The sequence below is a fragment of the Parafrankia soli genome (assembly GCF_001854695.1).
Lineage (GTDB): Bacteria > Actinomycetota > Actinomycetes > Frankiales > Frankiaceae > Parafrankia > Parafrankia soli.
On the sequence record NZ_MAXA01000114.1, the window covers coordinates 107184 to 121415 of the forward strand.

Consider the following 14232-nt stretch of genomic DNA (forward strand, 5'->3'; position numbering starts at 1 on the left):
CGCGGCCCCTGACGCGTCCGCGCCGCCGGTTGGCGGCGCGGACCGGTGGTACCGATCAGTCCTCGGGAATCGGCGGGTTCCAGAAGTTCTCCATCACCAGGCACACGGCGAAGGTGAACGTCAGGACCGCGCCGAGGATGGTCATCCAGATACCGAAGGCCAGCCCCATCGCGGCCACCGCGGCACTCGCCGCGAGAAAGAACGGGTAGTAGCTGCCCGGGGTGAAGTGCCCGAGCTCCCCGACACCGTCGGCGACCTCCGCGTCCGGCAGGTCCTGCGGGCGCATGCCGATCCGCCGGCCGGTGAAGACCAGGTAGCCGCCGACGAGGAAGCCCATGCCCGCGCACAGGGTGAGCGCCGCCGTCCCGGTCGGGTCCTTCGCCCAGAACCAGTAGACCAGGGCCATCGCTCCGGCGAAGAAGCCGAAGAAGTTGAAGATGAAGCCTTCTACCTTCATCGCGCGGCTCCCTGACCGAGTTCCGGTGTGGCGTGGTAATCCGCCCTACCGACGACCGCCGGGTAGTGCAGGTCGAACGCGGGTCGCTCGGAGCGGATGCGCGGCAGCGACCGGAAGTTGTGCCGGGGCGGCGGGCAGGACGTCGCCCACTCCAGCGAGTTGGAGTAGCCCCACGGGTCGTCGACCGCGGCGATCGGGCCCTTGCGGTACGAGTACCACAGGTTGTACAGCAGCGGCAGCGTGGACAGGCCCATCAGGAACGAGCCCGCCGTCGCGAGGGTGTTCAGGTTGGTGAAGCCGTCGTTCGGGCCGTAGTCGGCGAACCGCCGGGGCATGCCCTGGGTGCCCAGCCAGTGGAACACCAGGAAGGTGGCGTTGAAACCCAGGAACAGCGTCCAGAAGTGCAGCTTGGCCAGCTTCTCGTTCAGCATCCGGCCGGTGACCTTCGGGAACCAGAAGTAGACACCCGCGAAGGCCGCGAACATCAGGCCGGCGACGACGTAGTGGAAGTGTCCGACCACGAAGTAGCTGTCACTGACGTGGAAGTCGATCGGCGGGCTGGCCAGCAGCACGCCGGTGAGACCACCGAACAGGAACGTCACCAGGAAGCCGACCGCGAACAGCATCGGCGCCTCGAAGCTGATCTGCCCGCGCCACATCGTGCCGATCCAGTTGAAGAACTTGATCCCGGTGGGCACCGCGATCAGGAACGACAGGAAGGCGAAGAAGGGCAGCAGCACCGCGCCGGTGACGAACATGTGGTGCGCCCACACCGCGACGGAGAGGGCACCGATGCTGATGGTGGCGAACACCAGGCCCTTGTAGCCGAACAGCGGCTTGCGGGAGAACACCGGGATGATCTCGGTGACGATCCCGAAGAACGGCAGGGCGATGATGTAGACCTCGGGATGCCCGAAGAACCAGAACAGGTGCTGCCACAGCATCGCGCCGCCGTTCTCGGCGTCGAAGATGTGGGCCCCGAACCTTCGGTCCGCCGCGAGCGCCAGCAGCGCGGCCGCCAGCACCGGGAACGCCACCAGCACCAGGATCGAGGTGACCAGCAGGTTCCAGCAGAAGATCGGCATCCGGAACATCGTCATGCCGGGGGCGCGCAGGCACAGGATCGTGGTGATGAAGTTGACGGCACCGAGGATCGTGCCGAGCCCCTGCACCGTCAGGCCGAGCACCCACAGGTCCGAGCCGACCCCGGGCGAGTACAGCTGGTTACTCAGCGGCGCGTAGGCGAACCAGCCGAACGAGGCCGCACCGCCCGGGCTCAGGAACCCGGCGAACACGGTGAGGCTGCCGAACAGGAACAGCCAGTACGACAGCGCGTTCAGCCGCGGGAACGCGACGTCCGGCGAGCCGATCTGCAGCGGCACGAGGTAGTTGGCGAACGCGAACGCCAGCGGCGTCGCGAACATCAGCAGCATCAGCGTGCCGTGCATGGTGAAGAACTGGTTGTACTGGTCGTTGGAGAAGTACTGCAGCCCCGGGCGGGCCAGCTCGCCACGGATGAAGACCGCGAGGATGCCGGCGATGACGAAGAACGCGAACGACGTCAGGAAGTACATGATCGCGATGTCCTTGTGGGACGTCGTCCTCAGGTACCCGAGCAGGTTCGCGATCGCCGGCTTCTCGTGGTTCACCGGCTCATGGGCGTGCCCGGCCGGCCCGGCGGGCGACTCGTGCAGAAGGGTCACTGGACACTCCCGGTGGTGACGCCGGAGGACGGCGACGCGCTGATCGCGGCGCTCTCCCGTTCCTCGATGAAGCGGTCGTACTCGGCACCCGGCACGACCTTGACGTAGAACGTCATCCGGTCGTGGTCGGTGCCGCACAGCTCGGCGCATCGCCCGACGAACGTCCCGGTCTTCGTGGCGGTGAGCTCGAACTGGTTGACCCGCCCGGGGACGACGTCCCGCTTGAACAGGAACTCGGGCACCCAGAACGAGTGGATCACGTCCGGTGACGTCAGCACGAACCGGACGGACCGGCCCTCGGGCAGGACGAGCACCGGCGCCTCGCCGGGACGACCGGTGACCTCGACCTGGTTGCTGCCGGGGGTCTTGCCGGTGTCCAGGTACTGGAACTGCCAGTTCCACCGGAAACCGATGACGTTCACCGTCACGTCGGGCTTGTCCGAGAGCTTGGTGATCTCGGACTCGTCGCGAGCGGTGTAGTAGAACAGGCCCGCCACGATCACGACTGGCACGACGGTGTAAAGGATCTCGACGGGAAGGTTGTACCGGACCTGGCGCGGCAGAACGTCACTGCGCTTCCGGAACACGACGACCGCGTAGAAGATCAGGGCCCACACGAACACACCGACGGCCAGGGCGGCGATCACCGAGCCCTGCCACATGTTCAGGATCCGCGGGGTGTGGTTGGTCACACCGTCCGGGAATCCGAAATTGGGGACGTCGCAGGCGGTCGCCAGCAGGCCGACGGCCACCAGCGTGGCGCCCAGGCGCGCATTGACGCGGCGCCGGCGCGGCCGTCGGTGCCCAACCCGACGGCTCGGCGACGCGTCCGCGTCCGCGGTGTCAGCCGGGGCCATCGGCGTGTCCTCGACATCCGCGAGCGACGGCCGGGTCCGACCGAAGGATCTCCTCACCAGGTCCTGCCTCCCACGACTAGCGGCCGCGCGGCCGGCGGAGGAGATCTGAGCCCCGCCACCGCCTCGTGACCGCGTAAACGCTTCGCGGGCCGGCCGGTCCAACCGGCCTCGCTGCTTCGTCTTCCGACTGTCTTCGACACGCTGTAGATGGTGCGGCAGCAGCGTATCCCAGCAGCGGACGAGCTTCTCGCCGCAGGCCCCGTCCGGAGCTGTGAGACACGACCCGCGGGGCATCCTGGACGGGCCGGAGAGCCCTTGATCCGGGCAGATCGGCGGGCGCGCCGTGGGCGCGTTCCAGCTCCCGGCGGGCGTATCCGCCACCCGCATTGTTCGCGGCACCCCGCAAGCCCTTTCCCCGCCGCCCCGCCTGGCTGCGCGAATGCCCCCACGCGGCCCCGCAACGTCCGGCCATCTGCTCCGGGACGGGCGTAGCGTCACTCTCGTGCCGGCCTATCTCGACCACGCGTCGACCACGCCGCTGCATCCGGTCGCCCGGGAGGCCCTGCTCGCCGCGCTCGACGACGGCTGGGCCGACCCCGCACGGCTCTACCGCGAGGGCCGCCGCGCGCGGATGCTCCTCGACGCCGCCCGGGAGACCGTCGCCGGCGTCCTCGGCGCCCGGACCAGCGAGATCAGCTTCACCGCGAGCGGGACGGCCGCGGCGCACCAGGCGCTGCTCGGCACCGCCGCCGCCCGCCGCCGCGCCGGGCGGGTGGTTGTGGTCAGTGCCGTGGAACACTCCAGCGTCCTGCACGCCGCGCAGCGCCACGAACGTGCCGGCGGCGAGGTCGTCACGATCGGTGTGGACGGCCTCGGCCGCGCCGACCCGGCCGCGTTCGAGGCCGCGCTCGACGCCCACCCGGGAACGGCCGTGGCCGCCCTGCAGCACGCCAACCACGAGGTGGGCACCGTCCAGCCGGTCGCGGCGGTCGCGCGGGCGCTGCGCCGGCGCGGGGTGCCGCTGCTCACCGACGCGGCGACGACGGTCGGGCGGGTTCCCGTCGACCTCGCCGCGCTGGGCGCGGACCTGCTCACCGCGAGCGCGCACAAGTTCGGCGGGCCGCCCGGGGTGGGCATCCTCGCCGTCCGCACGGGCACCAGGTGGGCCAACCCGCTGCCGGCGGACGAGCGGGAGCACGGGCGGGTTCCCGGCTTCCCGAACGTTCCCGCCGTCGTCGCCACGGCTGCCGCGCTCGCCGTGCGCGCCACCGAGATCGACGCGGAGGCGCCCCGGCTCGCCGGCTACACCGAGCGCCTCCGCCGGCGCCTGCCGGAGCTCGTCGAGGACGTCGAGCTGCTCGGCCCCGGCGGCGCCGACCCGGCGGTGGGACTGCCGCACATCGTGGCCTTCTCATGCCTTTACGTCGCGGGCGAGGCACTCCTGGACGAGCTCGACCGTGCCGGCATCGCCGTCAGCTCCGGGTCGAGCTGCACCTCGGACACCCTGACGCCCAGCCACGTCCTGGTGGCGATGGGCGCGCTGACCCACGGCAACCTCCGCGTGTCGTTCGGGCGGGACTCCACCGACGCCGACCTGGAGGCGCTGCTCGACGCGCTGCCGCCCGCCGTGCGCGCCGTCCGCGAGCGCGCCGGGGCGGCAGGCCTGTGAACGACGGCTCGCCGGCGGCGGTCGTGGACGCGCGCGGACGGCGCTGCCCCATCCCGATCATCGAGCTCGCGCGGCGGATCGGCGACGTCGATGTGGGCGAGATCATCGAGCTGCTCGCCGACGACCCGGCCGCCGCGGCCGACGTGGCCGCCTGGTGCCGGATGCGGGGCCACGACCTGCTCACCGCCGCACCCGGCGCTGGGCCGGGCTCCTACCTCGTCCGCCGCCTGGGTTGAGACACCTGGGTCAGAACGCCTGCAGGCGCGCGGCGACCTCCGCGGCCGCCTCCGGGCCGTAGGCCTCGGTGAGGCGCTTCACGATGTCGTCCTGATCGGCGCTGTACTCCTGGGTGCCGACCGTCTCGAGCACCAGGGTCGCCAGCAGGCATCCCACCTGCGCGGACCGCTCGTGCGACAGCTCCCAGGACAGCCCGGCGAGGAACCCGGCCCGGAAGGCGTCCCCCACCCCGGTGGGGTCGGGGGTGCAGCGCGCCGGGACCACCGGCACCTTGACCGCCGCGGCGCCGGGCGCCTCGATGACGACGCCGTCCTTGCCCAGGGTGGTGACGCGCACGCCGACCCGGCCGAGGATCTCCTCGTCGTTCCACCCGGTCTTCGACGCGAGCAGCGCCTTCTCGTACTCGTTGCAGAACAGGTAGGCCGCGCCGTCGATCAGCGAACGGATGTCGTCGCCCTCCATCCGGGCGAGCTGCTGGGACGGGTCGGCCGCGAAGGAGTATCCGCGCTCGCGGCACTCCTCGGTGTGCCGGACCATCGCCTGCGGGTCGTTGGGGCTGATCACCACCAGGTCGAGCCCGCCCAGGCGCTCCGCGACCGGGCGCAGCTCGATGCTGGCCGCCTCGCTCATCGCGCCCGGGTAGAAGGACGCGATCTGGCAGAGGTCGTTGTCCGTGGTGCACACGAAGCGGGCGGTGTGCGCGATCTCACTCACCCAGACCGACGCGGTGTCGACACCATGCCGGTCGAGCCAGGAGCGGTAGTCGGCGAAGTCCTCCCCGACCGCTCCCACCAGGATCGGGTGCAGGCCGAGGCGCCCCAGGCCGAAGGAGATGTTCGCGGCGACCCCACCGCGGCGGATCATGAGCTCGTCCACGAGGAACGACAGCGAGACCCGCTCGAGCTGGTCGGCGAGCAGCTGCTCGGCGAACCGCCCGGGAAAGCGCATGAGGTGGTCGGTGGCGATGGAACCAGTCACGGCAATACGCACGATGGAGCAGCCTACCGGCAGCCCCCGCGCACCCCGGAGGGACGTCGCCCCACAGTGACCCTGCGTCCGACCTTCGACCGTTTCGGAACAGGGGCGGGCGTTCGGAACAGGGGCGGAAATGGCGGAACCCGGTGTGGCAAGAAGCACCACACCGGGTTCCGTATCGAGGGATCAGCTACCTCCCCCGCCGACCGGAGACGAGACGCGGCCCACCGGGACGGCCCGCGCCCGCCCGCGCCCGATCAGTGGAAGGAGTCGCCACACGCGCAGGAGCCCTGCGCGTTCGGGTTGTCGATCGTGAAGCCCTGCTTCTCGATCGTGTCGACGAAGTCGATCGTCGCGCCGCCGAGGTAGGGGTAGCTCATCCTGTCGACGGCCACCTTGACCCCCGAGAAGTCGAGCACCGTGTCGCCGTCGAGCTGGCGCTCGTCGAAGAAGAGCTGGTAGCGCATGCCAGAGCAGCCGCCGGGCTGCACGGCGATCCGGAGCTGGAGGTCATCCCTCCCCTCCTGCTCGAGCAGGGTCTTCACCTTGCCGGCGGCCGTGTCGGTGAGAACGACGCTGCTCGGCCTGGTCTCGGTCTCGGTTGTGTCCTGCACGGTCATAGGGGCTGCTCCCTGCCCTTGTGGACGTGCCTGGTTCACCAGGCTTGCTGGTACCCAAGGCGGCTTACGCGAGGAGACGCCAACGGGCGACGGCTCCCCACGGGCGGCACCTGCTGTGCCGCCGTTCCTGCTCAACACCGCGAGGCAGGATCCGCTTCCCATCGTAGCCAGCGACTCGCGGGTCGGCCACGACGCGCAAGTGACATCCGTCCGCCATCCGGGGCCCGACCGGACCAGGTCCCCGGGGCCCGACCGGACCAAGTTCGCGCAGACCAGGCGTTCCGGAGTTAGAGTCTGAACGACCATTAGCAGGCGGCCCACAGCGAGGCCACGAGCAGCGAGCGAGGCGACCGGGCCCCCGGTCGGTCGCCCGAAGGAGCGGACATGACCACCAACCCGGCCCTGGAACGCCTGGGCGTCACCGCCTCACCGCTCGCCATGCTCCTGCTCGGGCGCGACGCCGACCCGGGGAGCGAACGGGGCGTGGAGTGCCCCGGCGATCTCCCCCCGGCCGCTGATCCCGACCTCGCCAGGCGGGCCGCCGCCGCCAAGGCCGCGCTCGGCGACGACGTCTTCATCCTGGGCCACCACTACCAGCGTGACGACGTCATCGCCTTCGCGGATGTGACCGGGGACTCCTTCAAGCTCGCCCAGCAGGCCGCCGCCCGGCCGGCGGCGAGCGCGATCGTGTTCTGCGGCGTGCACTTCATGGCCGAGAGCGCCGACATCCTCACCGCCGACCACCAGCGGGTGATCCTCCCCGACCTGGCCGCCGGCTGCTCGATGGCCGACATGGCCACCGCCGAGCAGGTCGAGCAGGCCTGGGACGACATCCTCGACGCCGGCGTCGCCACCGGCACGGTGCCGGTCAGCTACATGAACTCCTCGGCGGCGATCAAGGCGTTCACCGGCCGCCACGGCGGCACGATCTGCACCTCGTCGAACGCCGAGCGGGCGCTGGACTGGGCCTTCGGCGAGCGGGGCGGCCAGCGGGTGATCTTCCTGCCGGACCAGCACCTGGGCCGCAACACCGCGATCGACAAGCTGGGCATGTCCGAGGCCGACTGCGTGGTCTACGACCCGCGGCGGCCCGGCGGCGGTCTGAGCCGCGCGCAGCTGCGCGACGCACGCATGATCCTGTGGCGCGGGCACTGCTCGGTGCACGGGCGGTTCACCCGGGAATGCGTGGACGAGGTGCGCGAGCGGGTGCCGGGGGTACAGGTCCTGGTGCACCCGGAATGCCGGCGCGAGGTCGTGAGCGCCGCTGACCTGGTCGGTTCCACCGAGTACATCATCAAGGTCGTGGACGAGGCTCCGCCCGGGTCGTCATTCGCCGTGGGAACCGAGCTGAACCTGGTACAACGGCTGGCGAACCGCCATCCTGACAAGACGATCGTCTTTCTCGACCGTACGGTGTGCTTCTGCTCCACGATGAACCGCATCGACATGCCGCACCTGGTGTGGGCGCTCGAGGCGCTCGCGCGCGGTGAGACCGTCAACCGCATCACCGTCGACCCCGAGGTCGCGACCTATTCCCGGAAGGCCCTAGACCAGATGTTGACCCTGCCCTGATGGCGCTGCTGAAGAAGCGGAGCCCCGAGCCCGCGCCCGGCCCGGAGAACGAGGAGCCGTCCGCCGGCGCGGTCGACCAGGCCGACGGTGACGCCGGCGCGAGCGCCCGGGTCACCGCCGGCAAGGGCCGGCCGACCCCGAAGCGGTCCGAGGCACGCGCCGCGCGGACCCGCGGCGGCGCGGTGCGCACCCCGGCGAACCGCAAGGACGCCCGCAAGATCGAGCGGGAGGACCGGCGGGCGCAGAGCCAGCAGTACCGCGCCGCGATGATGGCCGGCGACGTCAGCCGCCTGCCGCCCCGCGAGCGGGCGCCGGAACGCGTCCTGGCCCGGGACTTCGTCGACACCCGGATCAACATCGGCCCGTTCTTCCTGGCCGCGGCGGTGGTGTACTTCGTCGGCGGGCTGGTGCCGAACTCCTACGTCCGGCTCGTCGCCACCTACGTCATGCTGCTCGGGATCGTTGCCGTGGTCGCCGACTCGATCGTGCTGTCGCGGCAGGTGAGCCGGCGGGTGGCCGAGAAGTACCCGGACTCCAGCGTCCGCGTGCGTGCCTACGCCGCGCAGCGGGCCCTGCTGCCGCGCCGCTGGCGGATGCCCCGCCCCCGGGTGTCCCGCGGCGACAGCTGACGGCCGACACGACAGCTGTCGCTCGCGACCGGCGGCTCGCGGCTCGGCGGTGGGCACTACGAGGCACGGCCGGACGTTGGCCGGGCCCGGGAGCTGGTGCGTAGTGTTCCGGTGTGAAGCATCGACGCCTCGGGCGGAGTGGACTGTCCGTCAGCGAGATCTCCTACGGCAACTGGATCACCCACGGTGACCAGATCGAGGCCGACACGGCGAAGGCCTGCGTGYACGCTGCGCTCGACGAGGGAATCACCACGTTCGACACGGCCGACGTGTACGCCCAGACCCGCGCCGAGTCGGTTCTCGGCGAGGCCCTGGCCGGGGTCCGCCGGGAGTCCTACGAGCTGTTCACCAAGGTCTTCTGGCCGACCGGTCCCGGCGAGAACGACAAGGGCCTGGGGCGCAAGCACATCATCGAGTCCGCGCACAACTCGCTGCGCCGGCTCGGCACCGACCACATCGACCTCTACCAGGCCCACCGCTACGACCCGACGGTCCCGCTAGAGGAGACGCTGCGCGCCTTCGACGACCTGGTGCGCGCCGGCAAGGTCCTCTACGTCGGCGTCTCGGAGTGGACGGCGGCGCAGCTCGCCGACGCCGCGCGGATCGCCGCCGAGCTCGGCCTGGACAGGATCATCTCCAACCAGCCGCAGTACTCGATGCTGTGGCGCACCATCGAGGCCGAGGTGGTGCCGACCTCCCGCACGCTGGGCATCTCCCAGATCGTCTGGTCGCCGATCGCCCAGGGCGTGCTGACCGGCAAGTACCTGCCCGGGCAGCCGCCGCCCACCGGCAGCCGGGCGACCGGCGCGACCGGCTCGGGCTTCATCGCCCGTTTCATGTCCGACGAGGTCCTGACGGCCGTGCAGCACCTGCGCCCGATCGCCACGGAGGCCGGCCTGACGATGGCGCAGCTCGCCATCGCCTGGGTCCTGCAGAACGAGAACGTGGCGTCCGCGATCGTCGGCGCCTCCCGGCCCGAGCAGGTCAAGGACAACGTCGGGGCGGCCGGCGTCGTCCTGGAGCCGGAGCTGCTCGCCCGCATCGACAAGGTGCTCGCTGGCGTGGCGACCACCGAGCCGGAGGCCTGACCGCCACCGCGCGGCGCCCGGGGGTTCAGTGGGCGGTGAAGGCCGCGGCCAGCGCCGCCCACGTCCGGTCGAGGTCCGAGCCGGGCAGGAACCGGTTCGCCAGCTCCAGCACGACCGCGCCGTGCGCCGCGGCCCACAGGGCCTGCGCCGCGTACGGCTCACCGGTGGCCCGGTAGAACGGCTCACCCGACCAGTCCTCCAGGCCGGCCGTCAGGCCCTCGCGCCCGAGCGGGTCGACCGCGGTAAGCCGGTACAGGTTGGGGTGGGCCAGGGCGTACCGCCGGTACTCGGCCAGCAGCCGGCCGACGACGTCGCCCGGGCCGGCCCCGTCGACCACGCGGTGCAGGGCGTCCCCCGCCTCCCACAGCGCGGTCTCGACCAGGGCCGCCTCGACCGCGTGCTTGCCCGGCAGATGCTTGTACAGCGACGGCGCGCGGATGCCGAGCACCTCGCCGAGCCGGCGCATTGTGAGCGACCCCACGCCCTCGTCCTCCAGCAGGCGCCGGGCCGCGCCGATGATCTCCGTCACCCGCGGCGACCGTGTGGGCGGCGTCGGGCGCAGCGCGACCCGCTCAACCGGCACGGCCGGCCGCGGCGGGTCCGCCGGCAGTCCTGTGTCCGCAGGTGGCCCCGTGTCCGCCGGCCGCGGCGCCGCCGGCAGCCGCAGGTCCGTCATCAGGCGGCGGCGAGGATGAAGACCGGGTGCCGCGGCGCGATCCGGCCCAGCTCCTCGTCGGCCGACTCCGGGCCCACGCCGTCGAAGAACACGCCGACCTCCGCCTTCCACTTCTTCAGGTACGCCCGCAGCACCGGGATCTTCTCATCGCCGGCGAGCTCAGCCGCACGGTAGCGGACCCGCCGGCGCCCCACGACGAGCGCCAGCTCGCCGTCGGCGGCCCGCACGTTGCGGACCCACTGGCTGTGCCCGCGCGCGGAGACCAGGTACTGCCGTCCCTCCAGCGTGAGCAGGTTCACCGGCAACCGCCGGGTCTCGCCGGACGTGCGGCCGCGGACCTCGAGCACCCGGCTCCCCCACAGGCTCAGCCCGGCCCGGGTGACCAGCGCGACCGGGCGGTTGAGGAACGTGTTCGTGAACCAGTTGGGCCGCCGGTAGTGCCGGGCGTCGTCGTCCCGGGTGTCGCCGATCGGGTTCGCGCCGCTGCTCGCCATTGTGATCTCCCCTGTCTTCCCGGGCTCCGGTTGTTGGCTAACAACGTTAGCCAACGAGGTAAGGCTAACACTGTTAGCCGAGGGGGTGTCAACCCGTTCGGGCCCGTTCGGTGGGACTTGGTCCGCGGGCTCTGCTACCCGCGGGCAGGGGCCGGCCTGGCAGCCGGGGAGGCGGCCCTCAGGTCACCGGGCGCAGGCTCATCGGCCCGTAGACGCGCCGGCCCGCCTCCAGCAGACTCACCTGCGTCACGCCCAGATCCAGCAACTCTCGCCAGGTCTCGCCGATCCACGTCTCGGCGTCCCCCTGGCTGGTGAACGACTCCGACCCGTCCGCGCCGCCGACCGCCACGACCGAGCCGTCCTCTCCCTCATACCGCCAGGTCCAGCTCACGGTCCACGTCCTTCCCGACGTCCGGCGGCCTCGGCCACCGAGCCGGGGCCACCACCGACCCCGGGAAATGCCCACCACACCATCAAAGCGCGTCCGGACCGGACGCGAGGCCGTCCCGCGCCGCTGGCGATGAGCAACTCATCCGCGGCGCGACCCACCGCGGGACGGGACGGATCCGCGCCAGCCCGTGGATCGGCCCACGAGCAAGGCACCGGCGACCCGAAGGTCGGTAACGTCGAGACCCGCGAGTGACACACGAGCAGCACGGTTCAGCCCGGAGAAAGGAAGGCACCAGTGACACCCGCCTACACCGCCGCGGCGGTACTCGCCGAGACAACCGAGCACCACGACGGGGGAATGGTCTGGTGGGCCGCCTGCCTGCTCACCTTCGGCGCGATCGCGGCGCTCGCCGTGGTCCTGACGCTGATGACGCTGTGGGAGCGCAAGCGCCACCCGCACTCGCACTCCTGATCGCCCGGGGTCCGGCGCGGTGCGGCTCACACTGCTGGGTACGGGCTCGGCCGACGGATGGCCGAACCCGTGGTGCGAGTGCGCCTCCTGCGCATGGGCCCGGGCGCACGAGCCCCGCGGCCAGACGGCCGTGCTCGTCGACGACCGGCTGCTCATCGACTTCGGTCCGGACGTGCCGCGGGCGGCGTCCCGGTTCGGGGTGAGCCTGGCGGGGCTGCGCCACGTCCTCGTCGGGCACGCCCATCCCGACCACCTCGGCCCGGAGGCGCTGATGTGGCGGTCCTGGTCGACCGTCGCCGACCAGCCGCTGGACGTCGTCGCGCCGCCGGCCGCGCTGGAGGTGTGCCGGGCCTTCCTGCGTCGCTGGGAGGGCACCGAGCCGGGCGAGGGCTCCCCGCTGCGCCTGCTCCCGGCCGTCGCCGGCGATCACCTCGAGCTCGGCGGGCCGGGCGAACCCACCGAGCCGGGCGAGCCCCACAGGCCCGGCGGGCCGGGTTACCTGGTCCGCCCGGTGGCGGCCCGGCACGGTGACGACAGCATCGGGCCGGCGGTGCTCTACGACGTCACCGCGCCGGACGGGGCGCGCCTGCTGTACGGGTGCGACACCGCCGTCCCGCTGCCGCCCGCGACGCTCGCCGCGCTGGCCGGCCGCGCGTTCGACGTCGTGCTGCTGGAGGAGAACAACGGCGACCGGCCCGGGTTCGGGGAGCATCTCGACCTCCCGGACTTCGCCGAGCTGGTCGCCGAGCTGCGCGGCCTGGGCGCGGTCGTGCCCTCGACCCGGGTGCTCGCCGTCCACCTCAGCCACCGCAACCCGCCCGGTGACGAGCTGACGGCACGGCTCGCCCGCATCGGAGCCGAGGCCCCGCCGGACGGCAGCGTCCTGGAGATCCCACCCGGCGGGGCCCTCCCGGACGGCGGCACGGCGGCGCCACGCCGGGTACTGATCACCGGTGGCACCCGGTCGGGAAAGTCCGCCCAGGCCGAGGACTGGCTGCGGGCAGAGCCCGAGGTCGTCTACGTCGCCACCGGGTGGGCGCCGGACGGGTCCGATCCCGAGTGGGCCGCGCGGGTCGCCGTCCACCGGGAACGCCGGCCGGCCCGGTGGCACACCGTGGAGACCCAGGAGCTGGAGCCGCTGCTGCGCTCCCCCGGGCCGGCGCTGCTCGTCGACAGCGTCTCGCTGTGGGTGGCGGCCCGGCTGGACGATCCGGACTTCGGCGCGGCGGTCGACCGGCTCGTCGAGGCCTGGCGCGCCACGCGCCGGCGGGTGGTGGCGGTGACGGACGAGGTCGGGTCGGGGGCGGTGGCGCCGACCGCCGCCGGGCGGCTGTTCGCCGACCGCCTCGGTCAGGTCAACGCACGGCTCGCCGCCGAGTCCGACGAGGTGTGGCTGGCCGTCGCCGGCCTGGCCACCCGGCTGCGGCCCGCCTGACCCAGCCGGGTTACCGCGCGGGCGGTCGCGGCTGCGGCCGGTGGTCCTCGCGGATGCCGTCCGCCAGCAGGTCCAGTGCCCAGGTGACCGCGCCCGTCGCCGCGTCCAGGTCGAGCTTCCAGGCGGTGACCAGCCGTTCGTAGACGTGCCCGGTCCAGAGGATGTCCAGGATCGCGGCCGCCATCCGCCGCTGGGTGTCGGTCCATTCCGCCGTCGGCGGGGCGATCGCGCGGGCGAGCGCCTCGCGCCGGCGGCGGTCGGCGGCGCGGGTGGGCTCGACGGCTTCCCCGCTCAGGCCCGGCGAGGCGGCGAAGCGGTCCAGGGTCGCCAGCCCACCGGCCGCGGTGTCGGCGAGGTTGTCCAGGTCGAGGCCTTCGTAGACGACCCCGGCCTCCTTCTCGAGGTTGCGAAGGATGGCGTCGTGCAGCTCGCCCTCGGTGGCGAAGTAGCGGTGCACGGTCCGCTTGCTCACGCCGGCGCGCTCGGCGACCGCGCGGAACGTCAGGCCTCGCCAGTCCCAGGTCGGGAACGAGTGGACCAGCGCCGTCCCGGCGGCGACTATGCGCTCCCGCGTCTGCGCGGTCTGCGCCCGGCGCACCGGGCTGTCGTAGCGGCGCGTCTGCCGGGCTGGATCGCTCCCGTCCGCGTGCTGGTCGGCCGGAAGGCTCATGGCGGCTCCTCGGGCTGTCGCGCCGGGGCGGGACCGGACGCCGGGCGGTGGGAGTGGCGGGGACAGCGGGAGCGACGCAAGCCGGTTGACGGTCCAATTAGTGTCACTATTGTAGTGACACAAAAGCTCCCGGCGCTCATGCCGCGGCGCACCGGCAGCGGCGCGCCCCCGTGGCCCACCAGGAGCCCACGCGATCAACGAGGAGCGGCTGTGAAGCGGTTACTGATCGACGGAAAGCTTGTCGAGACCGAGCGGACGGTCGACTCGATCAACCCCACGACCGGCGAA

General features: G+C 72.3%; 16 protein-coding genes. 7 read left to right on the plus strand and 9 right to left on the minus strand.

The window, feature by feature from the left end:
- Positions 1-55: 55 nt before the first annotated feature.
- The 3 genes from ctaF to ctaC are packed head-to-tail and all read right to left on the minus strand — an operon-like array spanning position 56 to position 3017.
- A complete protein-coding gene (gene ctaF, locus BBK14_RS11955) occupies positions 56-457 on the minus strand; it encodes an aa3-type cytochrome oxidase subunit IV (RefSeq protein WP_020459410.1) in 402 nt (133 codons plus the stop codon).
- Positions 454-2160, minus strand: a complete 1707-nt coding sequence (gene ctaD / locus BBK14_RS11960; protein ID WP_071061944.1) for an aa3-type cytochrome oxidase subunit I — start codon at positions 2158-2160, stop codon at positions 454-456. The genes ctaF and ctaD overlap by 4 nt, the downstream gene beginning before the upstream one ends.
- Positions 2157-3017: an aa3-type cytochrome oxidase subunit II gene (gene ctaC, locus BBK14_RS11965; protein WP_071061947.1), complete on the minus strand. Its 861-nt coding sequence runs from the start codon at positions 3015-3017 to the stop codon at positions 2157-2159. The genes ctaD and ctaC overlap by 4 nt, the downstream gene beginning before the upstream one ends.
- A 502-nt stretch (positions 3018-3519) precedes the next feature.
- On the opposite strand from ctaC, the gene BBK14_RS11970 reads away from it, so the two are divergent.
- Together BBK14_RS11970 and BBK14_RS11975 are read left to right on the plus strand one after the other, a co-directional pair.
- On the plus strand, positions 3520-4686 hold the full coding sequence (locus BBK14_RS11970) for a cysteine desulfurase family protein (protein WP_071061950.1): 1167 nt from the start codon (positions 3520-3522) through the stop codon (positions 4684-4686).
- Positions 4683-4922, plus strand: coding sequence for a sulfurtransferase TusA family protein (locus BBK14_RS11975; RefSeq protein ID WP_020459406.1), 240 nt, complete (start codon positions 4683-4685; stop codon positions 4920-4922). The genes BBK14_RS11970 and BBK14_RS11975 overlap by 4 nt, the downstream gene beginning before the upstream one ends.
- Before the next feature lie 10 nt (positions 4923-4932).
- Here BBK14_RS11975 and BBK14_RS11980 read toward each other — a convergent pair whose 3' ends face one another.
- On the minus strand, positions 4933-5913 hold the full coding sequence (locus BBK14_RS11980) for a carbohydrate kinase family protein (RefSeq protein WP_071061952.1): 981 nt from the start codon (positions 5911-5913) through the stop codon (positions 4933-4935).
- A 242-nt stretch (positions 5914-6155) separates the two neighbouring features.
- Complete coding sequence (erpA, locus tag BBK14_RS11985; RefSeq protein ID WP_020459404.1) at positions 6156-6518, minus strand: iron-sulfur cluster insertion protein ErpA; 363 nt, start codon at positions 6516-6518, stop codon at positions 6156-6158.
- Between the two features lie 384 nt (positions 6519-6902).
- Here erpA and nadA point away from each other — a divergent pair, with 384 nt between their 5' ends.
- The 3 genes from nadA to BBK14_RS12000 all read left to right on the plus strand — a co-directional run bounded on the left by nadA (position 6903) and on the right by BBK14_RS12000 (position 9807).
- Complete coding sequence (gene nadA, locus BBK14_RS11990; RefSeq protein WP_071061954.1) at positions 6903-8090, plus strand: quinolinate synthase NadA; 1188 nt, start codon at positions 6903-6905, stop codon at positions 8088-8090.
- The gene (locus BBK14_RS11995) at positions 8090-8719 is read left to right on the plus strand and encodes a DUF3043 domain-containing protein (RefSeq protein ID WP_071061957.1); all 630 of its coding nucleotides are present in this window, start codon (positions 8090-8092) and stop codon (positions 8717-8719) included. Before nadA ends, BBK14_RS11995 begins: the two co-directional genes overlap by 1 nt.
- A gap of 113 nt (positions 8720-8832) precedes the next feature.
- Positions 8833-9807, plus strand: a complete 975-nt coding sequence (locus BBK14_RS12000) for an aldo/keto reductase family protein (RefSeq protein ID WP_071061959.1) — start codon at positions 8833-8835, stop codon at positions 9805-9807.
- 25 nt (positions 9808-9832) lie between these two features.
- On the opposite strand, the gene BBK14_RS12005 is transcribed toward BBK14_RS12000, so the two are convergent.
- From BBK14_RS12005 to BBK14_RS12015, 3 genes are all read right to left on the minus strand, one after another.
- Entirely contained in the window at positions 9833-10483 is a 651-nt protein-coding gene (locus tag BBK14_RS12005) for a TetR/AcrR family transcriptional regulator (protein WP_071061962.1), read from the minus strand.
- A complete protein-coding gene (locus tag BBK14_RS12010) occupies positions 10483-10977 on the minus strand; it encodes a nitroreductase/quinone reductase family protein (RefSeq protein ID WP_071061964.1) in 495 nt (164 codons plus the stop codon). The genes BBK14_RS12005 and BBK14_RS12010 overlap by 1 nt, the downstream gene beginning before the upstream one ends.
- A 178-nt stretch (positions 10978-11155) precedes the next feature.
- Positions 11156-11368 (minus strand): hypothetical protein, encoded by a 213-nt coding sequence (locus tag BBK14_RS12015; protein WP_020459398.1) that lies wholly within the window; start codon positions 11366-11368, stop codon positions 11156-11158.
- Between the two features lie 294 nt (positions 11369-11662).
- Between BBK14_RS12015 and BBK14_RS38855 the strand changes: the two genes are divergently transcribed.
- Positions 11663-11839, plus strand: coding sequence for a hypothetical protein (locus BBK14_RS38855; RefSeq protein WP_165938622.1), 177 nt, complete (start codon positions 11663-11665; stop codon positions 11837-11839).
- Positions 11840-11858: 19 nt separating this feature from the next.
- Positions 11859-13274, plus strand: a complete 1416-nt coding sequence (locus tag BBK14_RS12020) for a bifunctional adenosylcobinamide kinase/adenosylcobinamide-phosphate guanylyltransferase (RefSeq protein WP_071061967.1) — start codon at positions 11859-11861, stop codon at positions 13272-13274.
- Positions 13275-13284: 10 nt separating this feature from the next.
- On the opposite strand, the gene BBK14_RS12025 is transcribed toward BBK14_RS12020, so the two are convergent.
- Positions 13285-13944, minus strand: coding sequence for a TetR/AcrR family transcriptional regulator (locus BBK14_RS12025; RefSeq protein WP_071061970.1), 660 nt, complete (start codon positions 13942-13944; stop codon positions 13285-13287).
- Between the last annotated feature and the right edge of the window lie 288 nt (positions 13945-14232).

Excerpts from the sequence above, each read along its gene's own strand:
- ctaF (WP_020459410.1), bottom strand. The coding sequence starts at position 457 with ATGAAGGTAGAAGGCTTCATCTTCAACTTCTTCGGCTTCTTCGCCGGA.
- ctaC (WP_071061947.1), bottom strand. The coding sequence starts at position 3,017 with ATGGCCCCGGCTGACACCGCGGACGCGGACGCGTCGCCGAGCCGTCGG.
- erpA (WP_020459404.1), bottom strand. The coding sequence starts at position 6,518 with ATGACCGTGCAGGACACAACCGAGACCGAGACCAGGCCGAGCAGCGTC.
- nadA (WP_071061954.1), top strand. The coding sequence starts at position 6,903 with ATGACCACCAACCCGGCCCTGGAACGCCTGGGCGTCACCGCCTCACCG.
- BBK14_RS11995 (WP_071061957.1), top strand. The coding sequence starts at position 8,090 with ATGGCGCTGCTGAAGAAGCGGAGCCCCGAGCCCGCGCCCGGCCCGGAG.
- BBK14_RS12005 (WP_071061962.1), bottom strand. The coding sequence starts at position 10,483 with ATGACGGACCTGCGGCTGCCGGCGGCGCCGCGGCCGGCGGACACGGGG.
- BBK14_RS12010 (WP_071061964.1), bottom strand. The coding sequence starts at position 10,977 with ATGGCGAGCAGCGGCGCGAACCCGATCGGCGACACCCGGGACGACGAC.
- BBK14_RS12025 (WP_071061970.1), bottom strand. The coding sequence starts at position 13,944 with ATGAGCCTTCCGGCCGACCAGCACGCGGACGGGAGCGATCCAGCCCGG.